Annotated in this window: 13 protein-coding genes; 8 read left to right on the forward strand and 5 right to left on the reverse strand. The window is 71.2% G+C overall.

Features of this window, described 5'->3' with window-relative positions:
• Positions 1-7 precede the first annotated feature (7 nt).
• The 6 genes from ACYU7G_RS10500 to ACYU7G_RS10525 all read left to right on the forward strand — a co-directional run bounded on the left by ACYU7G_RS10500 (position 8) and on the right by ACYU7G_RS10525 (position 9,423).
• Positions 8-1,564 carry an acyl-CoA carboxylase subunit beta gene (locus ACYU7G_RS10500; RefSeq protein WP_461107549.1) on the forward strand — a complete coding sequence of 519 codons (1,557 nt, stop codon included), beginning with the start codon at positions 8-10 and terminating at the stop codon, positions 1,562-1,564.
• Positions 1,565-1,578: 14 nt separating this feature from the next.
• Entirely contained in the window at positions 1,579-1,833 is a 255-nt protein-coding gene (locus ACYU7G_RS10505; RefSeq protein WP_461107551.1) for a hypothetical protein, read from the forward strand.
• 19 nt (positions 1,834-1,852) lie between these two features.
• Entirely contained in the window at positions 1,853-2,212 is a 360-nt protein-coding gene (locus tag ACYU7G_RS10510) for a biotin/lipoyl-containing protein (protein ID WP_461109567.1), read from the forward strand.
• A 128-nt stretch (positions 2,213-2,340) separates the two neighbouring features.
• Positions 2,341-2,883: a hypothetical protein gene (locus ACYU7G_RS10515; protein ID WP_461107553.1), complete on the forward strand. Its 543-nt coding sequence runs from the start codon at positions 2,341-2,343 to the stop codon at positions 2,881-2,883.
• Positions 2,883-6,647: a serine/threonine-protein kinase gene (locus ACYU7G_RS10520; RefSeq protein WP_461107555.1), complete on the forward strand. Its 3,765-nt coding sequence runs from the start codon at positions 2,883-2,885 to the stop codon at positions 6,645-6,647. The genes ACYU7G_RS10515 and ACYU7G_RS10520 overlap by 1 nt, the downstream gene beginning before the upstream one ends.
• A 49-nt stretch (positions 6,648-6,696) precedes the next feature.
• On the forward strand, positions 6,697-9,423 hold the full coding sequence (locus ACYU7G_RS10525) for an AAA family ATPase (RefSeq protein WP_461107557.1): 2,727 nt from the start codon (positions 6,697-6,699) through the stop codon (positions 9,421-9,423).
• Positions 9,424-9,496: 73 nt separating this feature from the next.
• On the opposite strand, the gene ACYU7G_RS10530 is transcribed toward ACYU7G_RS10525, so the two are convergent.
• The 5 genes from ACYU7G_RS10530 to ACYU7G_RS10550 are packed head-to-tail and all read right to left on the reverse strand — an operon-like array spanning position 9,497 to position 12,774.
• Positions 9,497-10,366 (reverse strand): WD40 repeat domain-containing protein, encoded by an 870-nt coding sequence (locus ACYU7G_RS10530; RefSeq protein ID WP_461107559.1) that lies wholly within the window; start codon positions 10,364-10,366, stop codon positions 9,497-9,499.
• Positions 10,363-11,376: a hypothetical protein gene (locus tag ACYU7G_RS10535; RefSeq protein ID WP_461107561.1), complete on the reverse strand. Its 1,014-nt coding sequence runs from the start codon at positions 11,374-11,376 to the stop codon at positions 10,363-10,365. Before ACYU7G_RS10535 ends, ACYU7G_RS10530 begins: the two co-directional genes overlap by 4 nt.
• 2 nt (positions 11,377-11,378) lie before the next feature.
• Positions 11,379-11,687, reverse strand: coding sequence for a hypothetical protein (locus tag ACYU7G_RS10540; RefSeq protein WP_461107563.1), 309 nt, complete (start codon positions 11,685-11,687; stop codon positions 11,379-11,381).
• The gene (locus ACYU7G_RS10545; RefSeq protein ID WP_461107565.1) at positions 11,684-12,238 is read right to left on the reverse strand and encodes a YbaB/EbfC family nucleoid-associated protein; all 555 of its coding nucleotides are present in this window, start codon (positions 12,236-12,238) and stop codon (positions 11,684-11,686) included. The genes ACYU7G_RS10540 and ACYU7G_RS10545 overlap by 4 nt, the downstream gene beginning before the upstream one ends.
• Complete coding sequence (locus tag ACYU7G_RS10550) at positions 12,235-12,774, reverse strand: DUF4919 domain-containing protein (protein WP_461107567.1); 540 nt, start codon at positions 12,772-12,774, stop codon at positions 12,235-12,237. Before ACYU7G_RS10550 ends, ACYU7G_RS10545 begins: the two co-directional genes overlap by 4 nt.
• A 104-nt stretch (positions 12,775-12,878) precedes the next feature.
• Here ACYU7G_RS10550 and ACYU7G_RS10555 point away from each other — a divergent pair, with 104 nt between their 5' ends.
• A complete protein-coding gene (locus tag ACYU7G_RS10555) occupies positions 12,879-13,385 on the forward strand; it encodes a precorrin-2 dehydrogenase/sirohydrochlorin ferrochelatase family protein (RefSeq protein ID WP_461107569.1) in 507 nt (168 codons plus the stop codon).
• Positions 13,382-14,143, forward strand: coding sequence for a uroporphyrinogen-III C-methyltransferase (gene cobA / locus ACYU7G_RS10560; protein ID WP_461107571.1), 762 nt, complete (start codon positions 13,382-13,384; stop codon positions 14,141-14,143). Before ACYU7G_RS10555 ends, cobA begins: the two co-directional genes overlap by 4 nt.
• The last annotated feature ends 83 nt before the right edge of the window (positions 14,144-14,226 follow it).

Below are 14,226 nucleotides of genomic sequence, written 5' to 3' on the forward strand. Positions count from 1 at the left end.
GCATTGGATGAGCAAGCAACACACCATGGCCGAGCGCCTGGAGCAACTCGCCGAGAGGCGCGCCAAGGTCGAGGCCGGCGGCGGTGAGGCGAAGCTGGACAAGCAGCGCGCCAAGGGCAAGCTGACCGCACGCGAGCGGATCGAGTCGCTCATCGACCCGGGCTCCTTCCAGGAGACCGGCGCGTTCCGCCGCAACCGCACCACCACCTTCGGGATGGACAAGGCAGACATGCCCGCCGACGGCGTGGTCACCGGCTCCGCGTCGGTGCTGGGCCGCCCGGTGCACCTGGCCAGCCAGGACTTCACCGTCGTTGGCGGTTCCGCCGGCGAGGCGCACTCCATCAAGGTCACGGAGATGCTGAACGCATCACTCGCCACGGGCACGCCGTTCATCTTCATCAACGACTCCGGCGGCGCCCGTGTCCAGGAGGGCATCGACTCCCTGTCCGGCTACGGCAAGGTGTTCTACGCCAACGTGCTGCTGTCCGGGGCCGTCCCGCAGATCTCCATCATCTCGGGCCCCTGCGCCGGCGGCGCGGCCTACTCGCCGGCGTTGACCGACTTCATCATCCAGACCCGCAAGGCCCACATGTTCATCACGGGCCCCGGCGTCATCAAGCAGGTCACCGGCGAGGAGGTCAGCCAGGACGAGCTCGGCGGCGCCGACGCCCACATGTCCCGCTCCGGCGTGGTGCACTTCGTGGCCGACGACGACGAGCAGGCCATCCTGATCGCCAAGAAGCTCCTCAGCTTCCTGCCGCAGAACAACACCGAGGACGCTCCGATCGTCGATCCCGACGACGTGGTGGAGCCAAACCCGGTGCTCCGCGACGTCCTGCCGGAGCAGGCCAACAAGGGCTACGACGTGCGTGACGTGATCGCGGAGATCGTGGACCACCGCGACTTCCTCGAGGTGCAGGCCGGCTGGGCGATGAACATCGTCGTCGGCTTCGGACGGATCGTGGGCCGCACCGTCGGTTTCATCGCGAACCAGCCGTCGGTGATGTCGGGCGTCCTGGACATCGACTCCTCGGACAAGGCGTCGGCGTTCATCCGGTTCTGCAACGCCTTCAACATCCCCGTGGTGAACCTCGTCGACGTCCCCGGCTTCCTGCCCGGCGTCGCCCAGGAGCACAACGGCATCATCCGCCACGGCGCCAAGATGCTGTACGCGTACTCGGCCGCCACGGTCCCCAAGATCACCGTCGTGATGCGCAAGGCCTACGGCGGCGCCTACCTGGCGATGTGCTCCAAGGACCTGGGTGCTGACAAGGTGTTCGCCTGGCCGACGGCGGAGATCGCCGTCATGGGTGCCGAGGGTGCCGCGAACGTGGTGTTCCGCCGCGAGATCGAGGCGGCCGAGGACAAGGAGGCCAGGCGGGCCGAGCTGGTGGAGGAGTACCGCGAGACGTTCTCCACCCCCTACATGGCCGCCAGCCGCGGCCTGGTGGACGACATCATCGACCCGGCCGACACCCGCCGCGAGATCGCCATGGCGCTCGAGCTGCTCGTCGGCAAGCGGGAGATCCGCCCCGCCAAGAAGCACGGCCTCGGCCCGGTCTGATCGGAGGAAATGGCATGGATACCAACGAGGAACTGCTGGCCAAGGTCGCGGCCCTGCTGGACAGGGTGGAGACCCTGGAGGCACGCATCGCAGACCTCGAGTCCGAGCAGGAGATCCCGGAGGAGGACCTGGTGGCCATCGGCGCCGCCGTGGCCGCCTACTTCGGGCACAAGGCCAAGGTCCGTGCCGTCAGGTTCGGCCGGCAGGCCAACTGGGCCGCGGCCAGCCGCGAACGGGTCCACGACCGCACCGTCCCCCACATCCGTTGACGAGCGCAGGAGAACCATGATGAAGCTGAAGGTGACCGTCAACCAGACGGTGTACGAGATCGACGTCGAGGTGGAGCAGGAGGAGCCCAAGGGCCTCGGCCCCATCATCATCGGCGTCAACGCCGGGTCCAACCAGATCCCGACCAAGGCGTCGGTGTCCGCGGTCAGCTCGAACGCCGTCGTGGCGCCGCTGGCCGGGTCCGTCGCCAGGATCCTCGTGGCCGAGGGCGACGAGATCGAGGCCGGGCAGGTGCTGCTGATCCTCGAGGCCATGAAGATGGAGACCGAGATCACCGCCCCCGCCGCCGGCACGGTAGCACGCATCCTCGTCGGCCCCGGCGAGGCCGTCCAGGGTGGGCAGGCGCTGATCGAACTCTGAGCCCAGAGCACAGCGACCTTCAGGGTTTCCCCCGACGCGCGGCGACGCCGAAGCTGGCTTGACTGGCCCGGTGCGGGTCACGGGGACCCGCACGCGGCCACGCCGCGACACGTTGAGGGGTCACCGCGATGCACGTCAGAGGCACCAGATGGATCAGCGCCGTGGCGGCGCTCGGGTTGCTGCTCCTGTGGATCTCGCCACCGGGTCTCGCCCGGGCGCTCGAGGTGGAGATCGACACCGATGGCTTCGCGGTCATCGAGGTCCCGGCAGTGCCCGGCGCCGTCGGCCTGTGGCTCGACGTGGAGGCCCCCGGCCTGGTTGCCGCCGACGTCGTGGCGCTGCTCGACGGCGTCCCGGTCCCGCTGCGGGACACACCCCTCGGGGCGGGTGCCGTGGTGGAACACGACGGCGCAGCCGCCACCCTCGCGGTGAGGGTGGGGATCGCCGCCGAGCCGGACATCGCGATCACGCTCGTCGATGCCGCGGACCGCATCCTGCTGGCCGACTCGGCACGGGTGGAGTTCCCGACGGGCGCCGACGGTGAGCCGCCCGCGACACCGGAGCCGACCCCGACGCCACCGTCCCCCGACCCGACGCAATCGACGCCGGACGGAGGCCAGACGGCCGCCCCGACACGCCCGGGCCTCCCGAGCAGCGGGGGTGACCTGTGATGAAGCGCATCCGCAAGGTCTTCGCGGCGCTCGGGCTGTCCACTGCGCTCGTGCTCGGCTTCGTCAGTGCCGGCCCCGCCAGCGCAGCTGACTTCGCCACCGACGGCGCCCCCATCCCGGTGAGCTTCCCCGACACGGTTCCGGCCCTGGACTCGGCCGTCGGACAAGGTGCCCCGCTGGGGGCGGGCACCCCTGTCGACGTCCCGGTGGGTGCGGATGCCGCCGCCGCGCACTCGGCGCTGGTGCGGATCAGCGCATTCGAGCCGGCCACCGACGCCGTGGTCGCCGTGGCGGGTGCGCCGGCGCTCACCGTGGCGGCGGGCACCTCCGCCTCCACCGTCGTGCTGGTGCCCGTGGCGAACCAGCACTTCCGCCTGCTCGCCTCCGCCGACGTCGACGTCCGCGTCGAGGTGTTGGCCGGCTTCGAAGGGACCGCCGCCGCCGCGGGCTCCACCGTCGCGCTCCCGGCAGCGGTGGCCAGGCCGGCGGACGGCCGGCCCATCGCCGTCGCCCCCGGTGCGCCCACCGTCGTCGGGCTGACCGGCCTCGGGGGAGTGCCGGTGAGCGATGTCCGTGCGGCACACGTGAGCCTCACCGTCGAGGCATCGTGGGCCACTGTCGTGGAGGTCGACGGCCAACCGCTCCCGGTCCCCGCGGGCCGGGCCACGCTCAGCACCGTCGTCACGCCATCAGCTTCGGGCGACATCGAGATCACCGCCGCGCAGGACGTGGCCGTCGAGCTGGTCGTGCGCGGTTACGTGGCGGAGGCGGCGGAGTACTCAGACGCCCTCAACGGGCCGGGCTCCTACCTGCCGGGATCTCCCTCCGAGCCCGTGACCCATGCCGTCGACGACAGCGGCCCCAGCGCCGTCGATGTTGGTGGCCAGGCCGACGCGAGCCACGTCCTCGCCCTCCTCTGGGTGGATCCGGCCCGGGACCTGACCACCCTCGAGCTCGGAGCCCCGTACAGCGGACGGGCCAGGGGAGCGGTGGTGGACCCCGCCAGCGGCGCACAGCCGCAACTGGCCCTCGTTCCCGCCGACGACGCCAACCTCACACTGCGCCGCGGCGCGGCGACCGCGCACGTCCTGCCGCTCGGATCCCTCGTGGGTGCCGAACCGGTGGCACCATCAGCGGCGGCGGCCATCACCGTCGACTCCCCGGCGCCGGGTGCGGTCGAGCTCGAGGACGAGATCACCCTCACCTTCGAGGGCGGCCTGGAACTCGGTGACATGACCCCGCTGCGCATCGAGGTCACCAGGAACGGACAACCCCACGGCGTCGCGAACCTTGCCTCCGGCGAGGACGGACCGGGCTGGTCCTTCACCACCGGCCTGGCGCAGGGTGGGAACTTCACCTATGGCTTCGAGCTGATCGGGCGGGACGGCACCACGGCCTCCACCCAGTGGAGTGCCGAGATCGAGATCCCCGGCCCCGACGATGTCATCATCGCCGAGGACGTGGTGGTGCTCGGTTGGCCGGGCTCCGATGCCGAGATCCTGGCCACCGACGAGGGTCACGTGGACTTCGCGACTGACCCGGGCCTGGCCCCGGGGGAGGTCATCACGGGCGGGGTCACCGACGGTTCCCCGGTGGGCCTGCTGCGGCGGGTCGTGGCCGTCGACGCCACGGAGGACCGGTGGCGGGTCACCACGGAGCCTGCCACGTTCACCGACGTCTTCCTGCAGGTGGAACGAAGCGACATCCAGCCGCTGTTCCAACCCGGTGACGAACCGGAGCTCGAGGTCATCGCGCCGGCGGACCCGGCGCGTTCCGGCAACCACGAGCTGCTGTCGACGGAGCTGTTGGACGTCGAGGACGCGGACCTGGGACCGCTCGAGTTCGAGGCCGAGCCCGTGGCCCGTGACGACGACGCCATCCACATCACGGACCCCTACGAGCCGTTGTCGCTGAACACCACCGCGCGCTCCGGCGGCTTCGCGCCCATGGCGATGCCGGTCCCGAGGCAGCCGCGGATCGACGAGCCCAGCGGTCCGTCGTCGCCGCCGCCCGGCAGCACGCCCGTCGGTGGGGAGTCGAAGGCGGCCCACAAGTGGGAGCACAAGTTCGAGGACGAGGCCAGCGTCGGGGACGTGGACTACTCGCTGCTGTTGCACGGCGAACTGGCGATCTCGATGTCTGTGGTGTTCACCCTCAAGATCAGCGTCGCGTGGACCGACTGGTGGGGCCCGATCCCGCCGCTGCCGTACCCCGTGGTGCGGCACCTGGAGACCTATGTGAAGTCCACCACCAACGCGGAGGTCACCGGTTCCGTGAGCGTCTCCGGCGAACTGGAGGGCATGGAGTTCGAGGGCCACGTCATCAAGTACAACCTGTCCCCGACCACCTTCTTCATCGGCCCTGTGCCGGTGGTCATCACCTACGACATCGGTCTGGTCTTCAAGGCCGCACTGAAGGCCTCGGCGGAGCTCTCCATCGGGTTCACCACCAGTGTCCAGGGGCTCACGAAGTGGGGCTTCGAGGTGGACGACGGCGGTGCCAAGGAGATCAACGAGGCCAAGTGGACCTACGCGGGTCCCGAGTTCAACGACTCGGTGTTCACCGGCGAGGTGGCCGCCTCGGTCGGGCCGGAGTTCTCCTTCAACCTGATGCTCTACGACGCCGTGGGCCCGAGCATCGGATTCGGGTTGCAGGCCGGGGCATCCTTCGAGGGGAGCCTGGACGGTGACGGGATCGGCATCGAGGCCAAGATCTACCTGACCGGCAACATCTTCGTCAGGATCAAGGTGACCGTCCCGGTGGTCAACTACAAGCTCAACGACATCACCATCGTCAACGAGAAGTTCCGCTGGGACATCGCCGAGTTCTCCTACTCCTCCGAGCCCGACGACGAACCCTCGGAGGAGCCGTCGGAGGAGCCGTCGGAGGAGCCGAGCGAGGAGCCCTCCGAGGAACCGAGCGAGGAGCCTTCCGAGGAGCCGTCGGAGGAGCCTTCCGAGGAACCGACCGAGGAGCCGTCGGAGGAACCAACCCCCGGGGACGTCATGGACGCACTGGAGTTCGCCCGCGCCATCAACACCACCGAGTTGTGGTGGGATGGGGAGTACGACCTGCGCTTCCTACCGGTGGAGATCACCGGCGCCCAATGGGTCCACGGTCCGCCCGCTGCGGAAGCCGTCGGCATCGTCGAGGGCGACTTCCCGATGCCGGACGGGCCCGGTGGAGCCCACCCGGTGATCTCGACGGGGAACCGGACCTCGTTCTTCGACGAGTCGCCGGGTGAGTTCGAAACCAGTGCAAGCCTGGGGGACGACGTCTGGGACGCGACGATCCTGCGGATCGACTTCGCCCGCCCGGCGGCGGCGCAGTGTGTGGAGATCTCATACCTGTTCGGGTCCGACGACGTGTGGGACGACGACAGGGGCGATGCGCTGGTCTTCGAGTGGGGCCGGACCACCTGGAGCAGCGACGGCTCCGGGAACGTCACGGCACCGGACAGCGTGATCCGGCAGGTCAACTCGGACGGGAACTACTACTCCGACGTGGTCAGGGCTGAGAACGACACGTTCTACAACTACTCCGACGACGCCCACAGTTTCAGGTTCCCCGCCACCGCGGCCATGGTCACCGGCTTCCAGCTGCCCGAGACCAGCTCGTCGCTGTACGTGTCCCTCGCCGACCTCAACTCCCCGGCGGGCGCCACGGCGGTGGCGCTCCAGTCGATCACCTTCTACCCGGAGTACCGGTGCGGGAGCGAGTCGGAGATCACCAGCACGGTGCAGAGCTTCTACAACCAGGGGTGAGCCGCGCCGGACTACGATCACCTCAACGGGGTGGTTGGGAGGAGCGCGCGTGGAACCGGTGGGCCGCGAGGTGGAACTCGGTGTGATCGCCTCCGCCCTTGACGGGGCTGCTGGGGACTCGCCGTCGGTGGTGTGGGTGGAAGGTGAGGCGGGTTCCGGCAAGACCACCCTCGTGGACGCGGCGGTGTCCGCCTTCCGGGCCTCCCCACGGGGTGCCGACGCCGTGGTGTGGCGGGTCGCCGCCGACGCGGAGGAGCAGGTCCTGGAGCATGCGGTGTGCGACGAGTTGCTCCGGTTGGCGGGGATCGACGACGTGGCCGCAACCACCGAACCGAGCCGCCGGGCGATGCTCCTGCTGTCAGTGCTCTCCGGTCTCGCCGCACGGACGCCGGTGCTGGTCGTGCTGGACGACCTCCACTGGTGCGACCACTCCTCGCGCCAGATGCTGCGCTTCCTGCTGCGCAGGCTCGACGGCGTGGCCGTCGGATTCCTGCTGGCCCACCGCCCCATGGGGACCTGGCCGGCCGACGTCCGGCACGCGACTCCCTCAATCGAGCCCGTTACCATCCTGCTGGAGGGGCTCGCCGTCGCCGACGTGCGCAGCCTGATGGCGGCCCGGGGGATCGCGCTGACGCCGCGCGCCGGTCGTCGCCTTCACGAGCACACCGGCGGCAACCCGCAGCTGCTCACGATGCTCGCCGACGAACTCACCGCCGAGGAACTCGCCTCCGGCGAGGGCCCGCTGCGCGCACCCAGGTCCTTCAGGGACTGGGTCAGGCGCGCCTACGAGGAGTCGTCGGAGCCGGTCCGGGCCGTCGTCGGCGCGGTCTCGGTGCTCGGCCAACCCGCCGGGCTCGCCGAACTCGCCGAACTGACCGGCATCGACCGGCCCGAGGCCGCCGTCGACGAGGCCATCGCGAAACGCCTGCTGCGACAAGTGCCGCGCGGGGCCGCCCGCACGGTGGACGTGGAGCACGCCCTGGTGCGCGCCGCGGTCAACGAGGCGATGGGTTTCGAGGACTTCGCCAACTTCCACCGCCGGGCGGCCCGGCTCACGCAGGAACCGCAGAAGGCGATGCGGCACCGGTTGCTCGCGAGCCCCGGGTTCAGTGCCGAGCTCTCGGCCGAGGCCATCGCCCTTGCCGAGGCCAGCGCCCGGGAGGGGGCCTTCCTCGCCTCGGCCCGGATCCTGGCCTTGGTCGGCAACATCATCCCCGCCGGACCCGGGCGCTCCGACGTCTGGGTCCGGGCCGCCGAGCGGCTGCTGGTGGTGGGGGAACTGCGCTGGGCCGAGAAGCTGCTCGCCGACGTCGCGGAGGCGCGCACCGGCGGTCCCTCCGCCCACGAACTGCTGGTCACGGGGCAGTTGGCGCTCCAACTCGGGGCCAGCGAACGGGCCCGCACCGCCGCGAACCTCGCCTGGGAGATGGGCGGCGACCCACGGGTGGCAGTCGGCGCGGCCGAGCTGCTCGCCTACCTCGGCATGGACTCCGGCGACGGCGATGCCGCCATCAAGTGGGCGGCGCGGGCGATCGAGACCGCTGACGACGCCCGGGTGGCGGTCCAGTGGGCCGGTACCGTGTTCGCCTCCGGTTGTGCCCTGCGCGGTGACCTGCGGCCGGCCCGTGAGTTCCTCGAGCGGCATTCGGTTCGGCTCCGGGGAAGCGCGAGCGAGCCGGACATCCGGCTCGGGCTGGCGCTCACGCTGCTGTGGAGCGGCCGGCTGCTGGCGGCGGCCGAGACGTTGGAGCCGCTGCGACTGCGCCTGGCCGATGGGGCGACCGTCCTGCGCTCCACGGCCCGCCTGGCGGTGGCCGAGGTGGACTTCCGGCGTGGCAGCTGGGACGACGTGCTGGCCACCACCGACTCCGAACTCGCCCTGGTCGACGAGGGGTGGGAGTCCCGCACCGCACCGATGACCCTGTCGGTGGGCGCCTACGTCTGCGCCGCCCGGGGGCAGGAGGCGCGAGCCCTGGACTTCGTCGCCCGCGCCGAGGCGCTGCTGGAGAGCGAGGCCAACCTGCCCGCGAGGATCATGGTGGCCGTCGCGCGCGGCAGGATCGCGACGGCGCTCGGCAGGCCCGAACACGCAGTCGAGGCGCTGGAGGCACTCCACACCGGAGAGTTGCCCAGCGGCGTCCCCGAGGGCGTGCACGCCTGGCGGGCAGACCTCGCCGAGGCGCTGGTGGCCGTGGGCCGACTGGACGCTGCCCGCGACCTGCTCGCCGACCCGGGGGTCCTCGTCGGGGACCCGCACGCCTCGTCCGGGATCCTGCGGGCCAGGGCGACCCTCGCCGCCGCCCGTGGCCACACCTCCGAGGCGCAGCGGCTGCTTGAGGAGGCCGTCGCGCCCGGACCCGACGCCTGCGGGGCCTACGTCCACGCCAGGGGGATGCTCGCGCTGGGTTCGTTGCTGCGACGCCGCGGCCACCGTCGCCGCGGCGCCGACGCCCTGGAGGCGGCGCTTGCCGTCCTGACAAGGCTGGACGCTGCCCCGGCCGTCGAGCAGGCACGCCGCGAACTGGAGCTGTGCGCATTGCGCCGGACTGCCCAGGACCCCTCGGCGCTGACACCTGCGGAGGCGGCGGTGGCCAAGCTCGCCGTCGGCGGCCACACCAACCGGGAGATCGCGCAGTCGCTGACCGTGAGCGTCAAGACGGTGGAGACCCACCTCGGACGCATCTTCAACAAGCTGCGGGTCCGCAGCCGGGTGGAGCTGGTGACGGCGCTCACCGAACGCGCGGCCGCGACGTCGCAGGTCCGAAACATCGACTAGTGGAAGCAGGCCCGTCACCGGGGCCGGAACCACTTGTCGGTTCGCTCCAACGCGGACCGGGGGCGCAGCAGGGTCAGATCGGGATCCGGCGCGGTGGGTCGGCGAAGGTCCGCAGCATGCGGCCGGTGGCCGGGTCCCAGGCCCGGATGCCGCCGCGGCCGGTGCTGGTGTAGAGGACACCGTCGCGCGAGAACAACGCATGGGTGGTGTCCGGGCGGGGGAGCGCGACGATCTGGCGCAGGTCCGAGTCGTTGATCCGGCCCATCCAGATGCCGCGCGACGACAGCGCCGCCAGGAAGCTGCCATCGGGACCGAAGACCACGTTGCGCGGTGAGGCAACCGCGGCCTCGACGGTGCCGAGTTCGCCCTTTTTCTCCAGGGTCATCGCGTCCAGCAGCAGCGCCGGCCCACCCGCCCGCGGGACCACCAGTTCGTCACCGGAGGGGGAGAACGCGATCCGGCGGGCGACCACGCGCGGACCCAGGTCGGTGCGGGTGACCTCCGCGCGGGTGGTTGTGTCCCAGCGTCGGATGCTGTGGTCCGTGCCGACGCTGATCACCCAGTCCCCGTCCGGGCTGAAGACGGCGTCGATGATCCCGTCGCCGGGGGCGCTGCCGTCGTGGCCCACCAGCTCGGCCCGCACCTCGTCGCGCAGGGGACTGCGCAACAGCAGCCGACCGTCGCAGGTGCTGGTCAGCAGCGAGCCGCCGTCGGGGCTCCAGCGCAGCAGCGGCACGAGGCCCTCGACGGTCCCGACGAACCGGTCCACCTCGCCGGAGTGCGCGTCCCAGACCACGATCCCGTCCATGTGCACCGCGGCGAGTTCGCGGCTGTCGGCGGAGATGGCCAGCGGGGAGACGTAGTGGATCCGGGGATCGACGTCGTGGTCGACCCGGCCATCGGCGTCGCACAGCGACCGCATGCGGAAGGTGTGCACGCTCACAGCTGGTCCACGAGTGCCTCGAACTCCTCGAGGGTCATGTGGTCGGTGTTCCACGCCCCGGCGCGCCTGGCGTCGACCTCGACCGGCCGCTCGGTGTAGCCCTTGTCGCGCACGTAGCCGGCGTTGCGCTCGGTCATGCGGGCAGCCTCCTCGGTGGTGACGCCGTACTTGTCAACCATCGGGTCCGGAACGTCGCCGTTCAGGATCGCCTCCAGCTCGTCCGGATCGACCGCGATCACGGCGTACTCGTCGCGGACCGCCCACTGCCAGGCGTGCTGCATCTCGTGGACCGCGGTGTGGAGCAGTTCCGGAGTGTCCAGCAGGTCCGGGTTCAGGTGCAGGGACCCGTCCCACATGCCGCGGCCGGTGGCGTCCCAGTTGATCGGGGCGCGCGGGATGCCCATCTCGTCGGCGTGCTGGTCGGCCAGCAACTGGAGGAGGTCCCGCCGTTCCTGCGCGGTCAGTTCCGCCCACGCCGCCTCGATCTCCGGCGGCACGACGCCACGGCTCTCGCCGTCGGTGATGGTCAGGGGCGACGGCATCGAGATGGAGGCGAACGCCCCATCCACCTGCGCCAGCATCTGCCGCTCCAGCTTCGACAGCCGAGACCTGGCGCCCTGCACGGCAGCGGCGTATGCCTTGAAGTCCGGCGGGAAACGCAGCAGGGCCCCCCGGATCTGCTGGACGGCCACAGCCGCTGCGACGTCCATGGCGACGGTTCCGGTGGCGATGGCCAGCGCGGCGGTGCGGTAGGCCAGTGCGGTGCTCTGCGCTGCGTCGCTGAGGAGGTCCAGCTGGTCCGACGCCGAGCCGTGCCCCGTCGTCGCGTTGACGAACGCGTCGACGGTGGGGCCCTCGTTCGCGGCGGCCACGGACTTGGTGGCTGCGGCGGCCTCCGCCGAGGCGGTGGCGGCGGCCTTGGCCAGGCGCGCATAGGCGGCGGCGAGCGCTCCCAGTTCGCCCGGATCCAGTTCCGGGCGTTCGATGCCGACCATTTCGTAGATGCCCATGGCTAGCTCCAGAACCTGTCGACGGCGCTGGTGCCGGATTCCTCCATGGCCGCGTAGTTCGTGCCCGTGGCGTCCATCTTGGAGGCGTCGCTGTTGAGCTGCTCGGTCACGTTCCCGACGAGCTCGTACCACTCGATGTTGAGGGCGCCGTCGTACCGGATGACGGCCGCGTCCACCGGCGAGCCGCTCGAGGAGGTGAGTTCCCTGGCCACGGTGACTTCGTGGGCGCCCGTGTAGAAGGTCTCGGTGGTCTCCTGCAGGGCCTGGGAGGCGGAGGTCCAGGAGCTGGGGTCGAAGACGATGTCGCTCACAGCAGGTCCTCCCGCTCGAGTCGGCGGATGCGGGAGGCCAGCTCCGCCCAGTCGGGTTCCCCCGGTGCCTCGGGGCCGTCCGTGGCGATGCGCGCGTCGGCGGCGCCGAGGGCCTCGTTGACGGCTGCGACGACGGCGGCCTCCAGTGCGCGGCCGCCGGCCGGCTGGAGCAGGTCCGGCGGGAACTCCAGGGTGGTCAGTCGACCGTCGCCCACGACGGCGCGGACCTGCCCGTCGGCAGCACTGCCTGCGGTGGTGCCCAGGGGCGCGGGGTCGGGCAGTCCTTCGAGGGGGCGCAACTGTGCCTCGAGGAACTCGAGCGCCTCGGCCATGGCCGGACCCGGGACGTCTGGTTCCAGGTCGGCGAGGACGTCGGCACGGTGCCGGACCAGGGCGGCGTCGATGACGGACCGCAGGGCCGGCTCCACTTCGTCGTGGCGCTGCGGGTCCAGGTGGGTGCGGGCGATCTGCAGGGTGGTGAGGACGCCGTCGACCACCTCCACGAAGATCCGGGGCGTGGGGTTGTCGATGCTGGTCGTGACGGGACTCATGCGCTCACCGCCTCCTCGCTGCGGTTGGCGGTCCGCAACTCGAACCAGTGCTCGCGGCCGTCGCTGGTGCGGATCATGTCCAGGTGGACCTCGCCCACCATCACCGCCTGCTGCTCCACGGGATCCCGGCGCAGGGCCTTGATCATGTCGTACTCGTCACTGACGCGCAGCACCCGCCACGGGTTGGTCCGCGTGCCCTTGCCGGAACTGATGATGGCCAGCACCGCCATCCGGGACAGGCTGGCCTCGGTCTCGGCCTCCTCGTGCCTGCCGAGCGCGGTCAGTGCCTCGGACATCAGGGTGTGCGCGCAGGGGCTCAGGAACGCGCCGGGCATCCACGAGTCGATGACGTCGATGGCGGCCTGGAACTGACCGCCACGGAGCAGCGGGGAGGCCTCGCGGATGAACTCGGATCCGGGGGAGTAGCTGCGGGAGGCGCGGATGGCCTCGTGCAGCTGCTCGAGGTGCAGCTTGCTGGGGGCACGGAGGTAGCGGTCCGCCGCCTCGCTGAAGCCCATCGCAACCTCCCCGTCCATCGTCGTGCCCGAGCAGCCTATCGAGTGACGGTGCCAACTCGGGCCCCGCGCCCCCGCACGGACCACGTGCGGGGGCGGGGAGTCATTCCAATAGACTTCCGGGCATGGCAGAACGCACTCGGGACGAGCAGGCCCCCCACGGGCGCCCACCCGGATCCCCGGCGTACCTGTCCGGGCTGTTGCTGCGGGACCGTGACGTCCTAGTCGTCGGCGCGGGCAACGTCGCCGCCCGCAGACTGGGTCGTCTCCTCGAGGTCGGGGCCCGCATCCGCGTCGTGGCGCCCGAGGCCTGCGCGGCCGTCGAGGCGCTGGACGCCGAGGGTCGGATCGCCTGGCGGCGCCGCCGGTTCGTCGACGAGGACCTGGACGGCGCCTGGTACGTGTTGGCCGCCACCGACTCCACCGACGTGAACGCCGCCGTGGCCGCCGGCGCCGAGGCCCGCCACACCTTCTGCGTCCGATCCGACGAGGCCCACGGCGGATCCGCCTGGACCCCCGCCAGCCGCAACTTCGACGACGTGACCGTGGCCGTCGTCGCCAACCGTGACCCGAAGCGCTCCAAGCACGTGCTGGGGGTCATCCAGGAAGCACTCGGAGGTGCCCCCGAATGAGGTTCGAGATCCTGCCGGGAACGGTCACCCTCGTCGGCGGGGGGCCCGGTGACCCCGGGTTGATCACGGTCGCCGGGCTGGAGGCCATCCGGCAGGCTGACGTGCTGCTGCACGACCGGCTCGGCCCCGTCGAACTGATCTCCGAGGCGCCCGACGGGGCCGAGGTGGTCAACGTCGGCAAGATCCCGCACGGCCAGTTCACCCCCCAGGAGGAGATCAACCGCCTGCTCGTGGACCATGCCCGCGCAGGTCGGCGGGTGGTCCGGCTCAAGGGCGGGGACAACTACGTCTTCGGTCGCGGCGGCGAGGAGTGGCAGCACTGCGCCGCCGCCGGGGTGCCCGTGCGGGTGGTGCCGGGTGTGACGTCGGCGGTGTCCGTGCCCGCAGTCGCCGGCATCCCCGTCACGCATCGCAGCTTGTCGCAGGGGTTCTGCGTGGTCAGCGGCCACGTCGCGCCCGGTGATCCCCGCAGCACCGTGGACTGGGCCGCCCTCGCGGCGTCCGGGCTGACCCTGGTGATCCTGATGGGAGTCAAGCAACTGCCCGCCATCACCACCGCGCTCGTCGCCGGCGGGCTGGCCCCCAGCCTGCCCGCCGCCGTCGTCGAGGACGGCACCACACTGGAGCAACGCGTGATCCGCAGCACCTTGGCCGACGTCGCCGCAGCCACGGCCGCCTCCGACGTGCGCCCGCCCGCGATCATCGTGGTGGGGGATGTCGCCGGCCTTGACCTGACGGGCGCCGAACACTCGGGTTGATCGGTTCGCCAGATCGCGCAGAGACATCGGACCTCTGACCTATCCTTTTTGGTGGTCCGTCGCAACGATGCCAGGAGTCTCTC

The organism is Tessaracoccus terricola, from assembly GCF_054776555.1.

Bases quoted from the DNA above. Each gene is read 5' to 3' on its own strand.
- ACYU7G_RS10535 (WP_461107561.1), bottom strand. From the start codon at position 11,376: ATGGGCATCTACGAAATGGTCGGCATCGAACGCCCGGAACTGGATCCG.
- ACYU7G_RS10520 (WP_461107555.1), top strand. From the start codon at position 2,883: ATGAAGCGCATCCGCAAGGTCTTCGCGGCGCTCGGGCTGTCCACTGCG.
- ACYU7G_RS10500 (WP_461107549.1), top strand. From the start codon at position 8: ATGAGCAAGCAACACACCATGGCCGAGCGCCTGGAGCAACTCGCCGAG.
- ACYU7G_RS10555 (WP_461107569.1), top strand. From the start codon at position 12,879: ATGGCAGAACGCACTCGGGACGAGCAGGCCCCCCACGGGCGCCCACCC.
- ACYU7G_RS10515 (WP_461107553.1), top strand. From the start codon at position 2,341: ATGCACGTCAGAGGCACCAGATGGATCAGCGCCGTGGCGGCGCTCGGG.
- ACYU7G_RS10505 (WP_461107551.1), top strand. From the start codon at position 1,579: ATGGATACCAACGAGGAACTGCTGGCCAAGGTCGCGGCCCTGCTGGAC.
- ACYU7G_RS10545 (WP_461107565.1), bottom strand. From the start codon at position 12,238: ATGAGTCCCGTCACGACCAGCATCGACAACCCCACGCCCCGGATCTTC.
- cobA (WP_461107571.1), top strand. From the start codon at position 13,382: ATGAGGTTCGAGATCCTGCCGGGAACGGTCACCCTCGTCGGCGGGGGG.
- ACYU7G_RS10550 (WP_461107567.1), bottom strand. From the start codon at position 12,774: ATGGACGGGGAGGTTGCGATGGGCTTCAGCGAGGCGGCGGACCGCTAC.
- ACYU7G_RS10510 (WP_461109567.1), top strand. From the start codon at position 1,853: ATGAAGCTGAAGGTGACCGTCAACCAGACGGTGTACGAGATCGACGTC.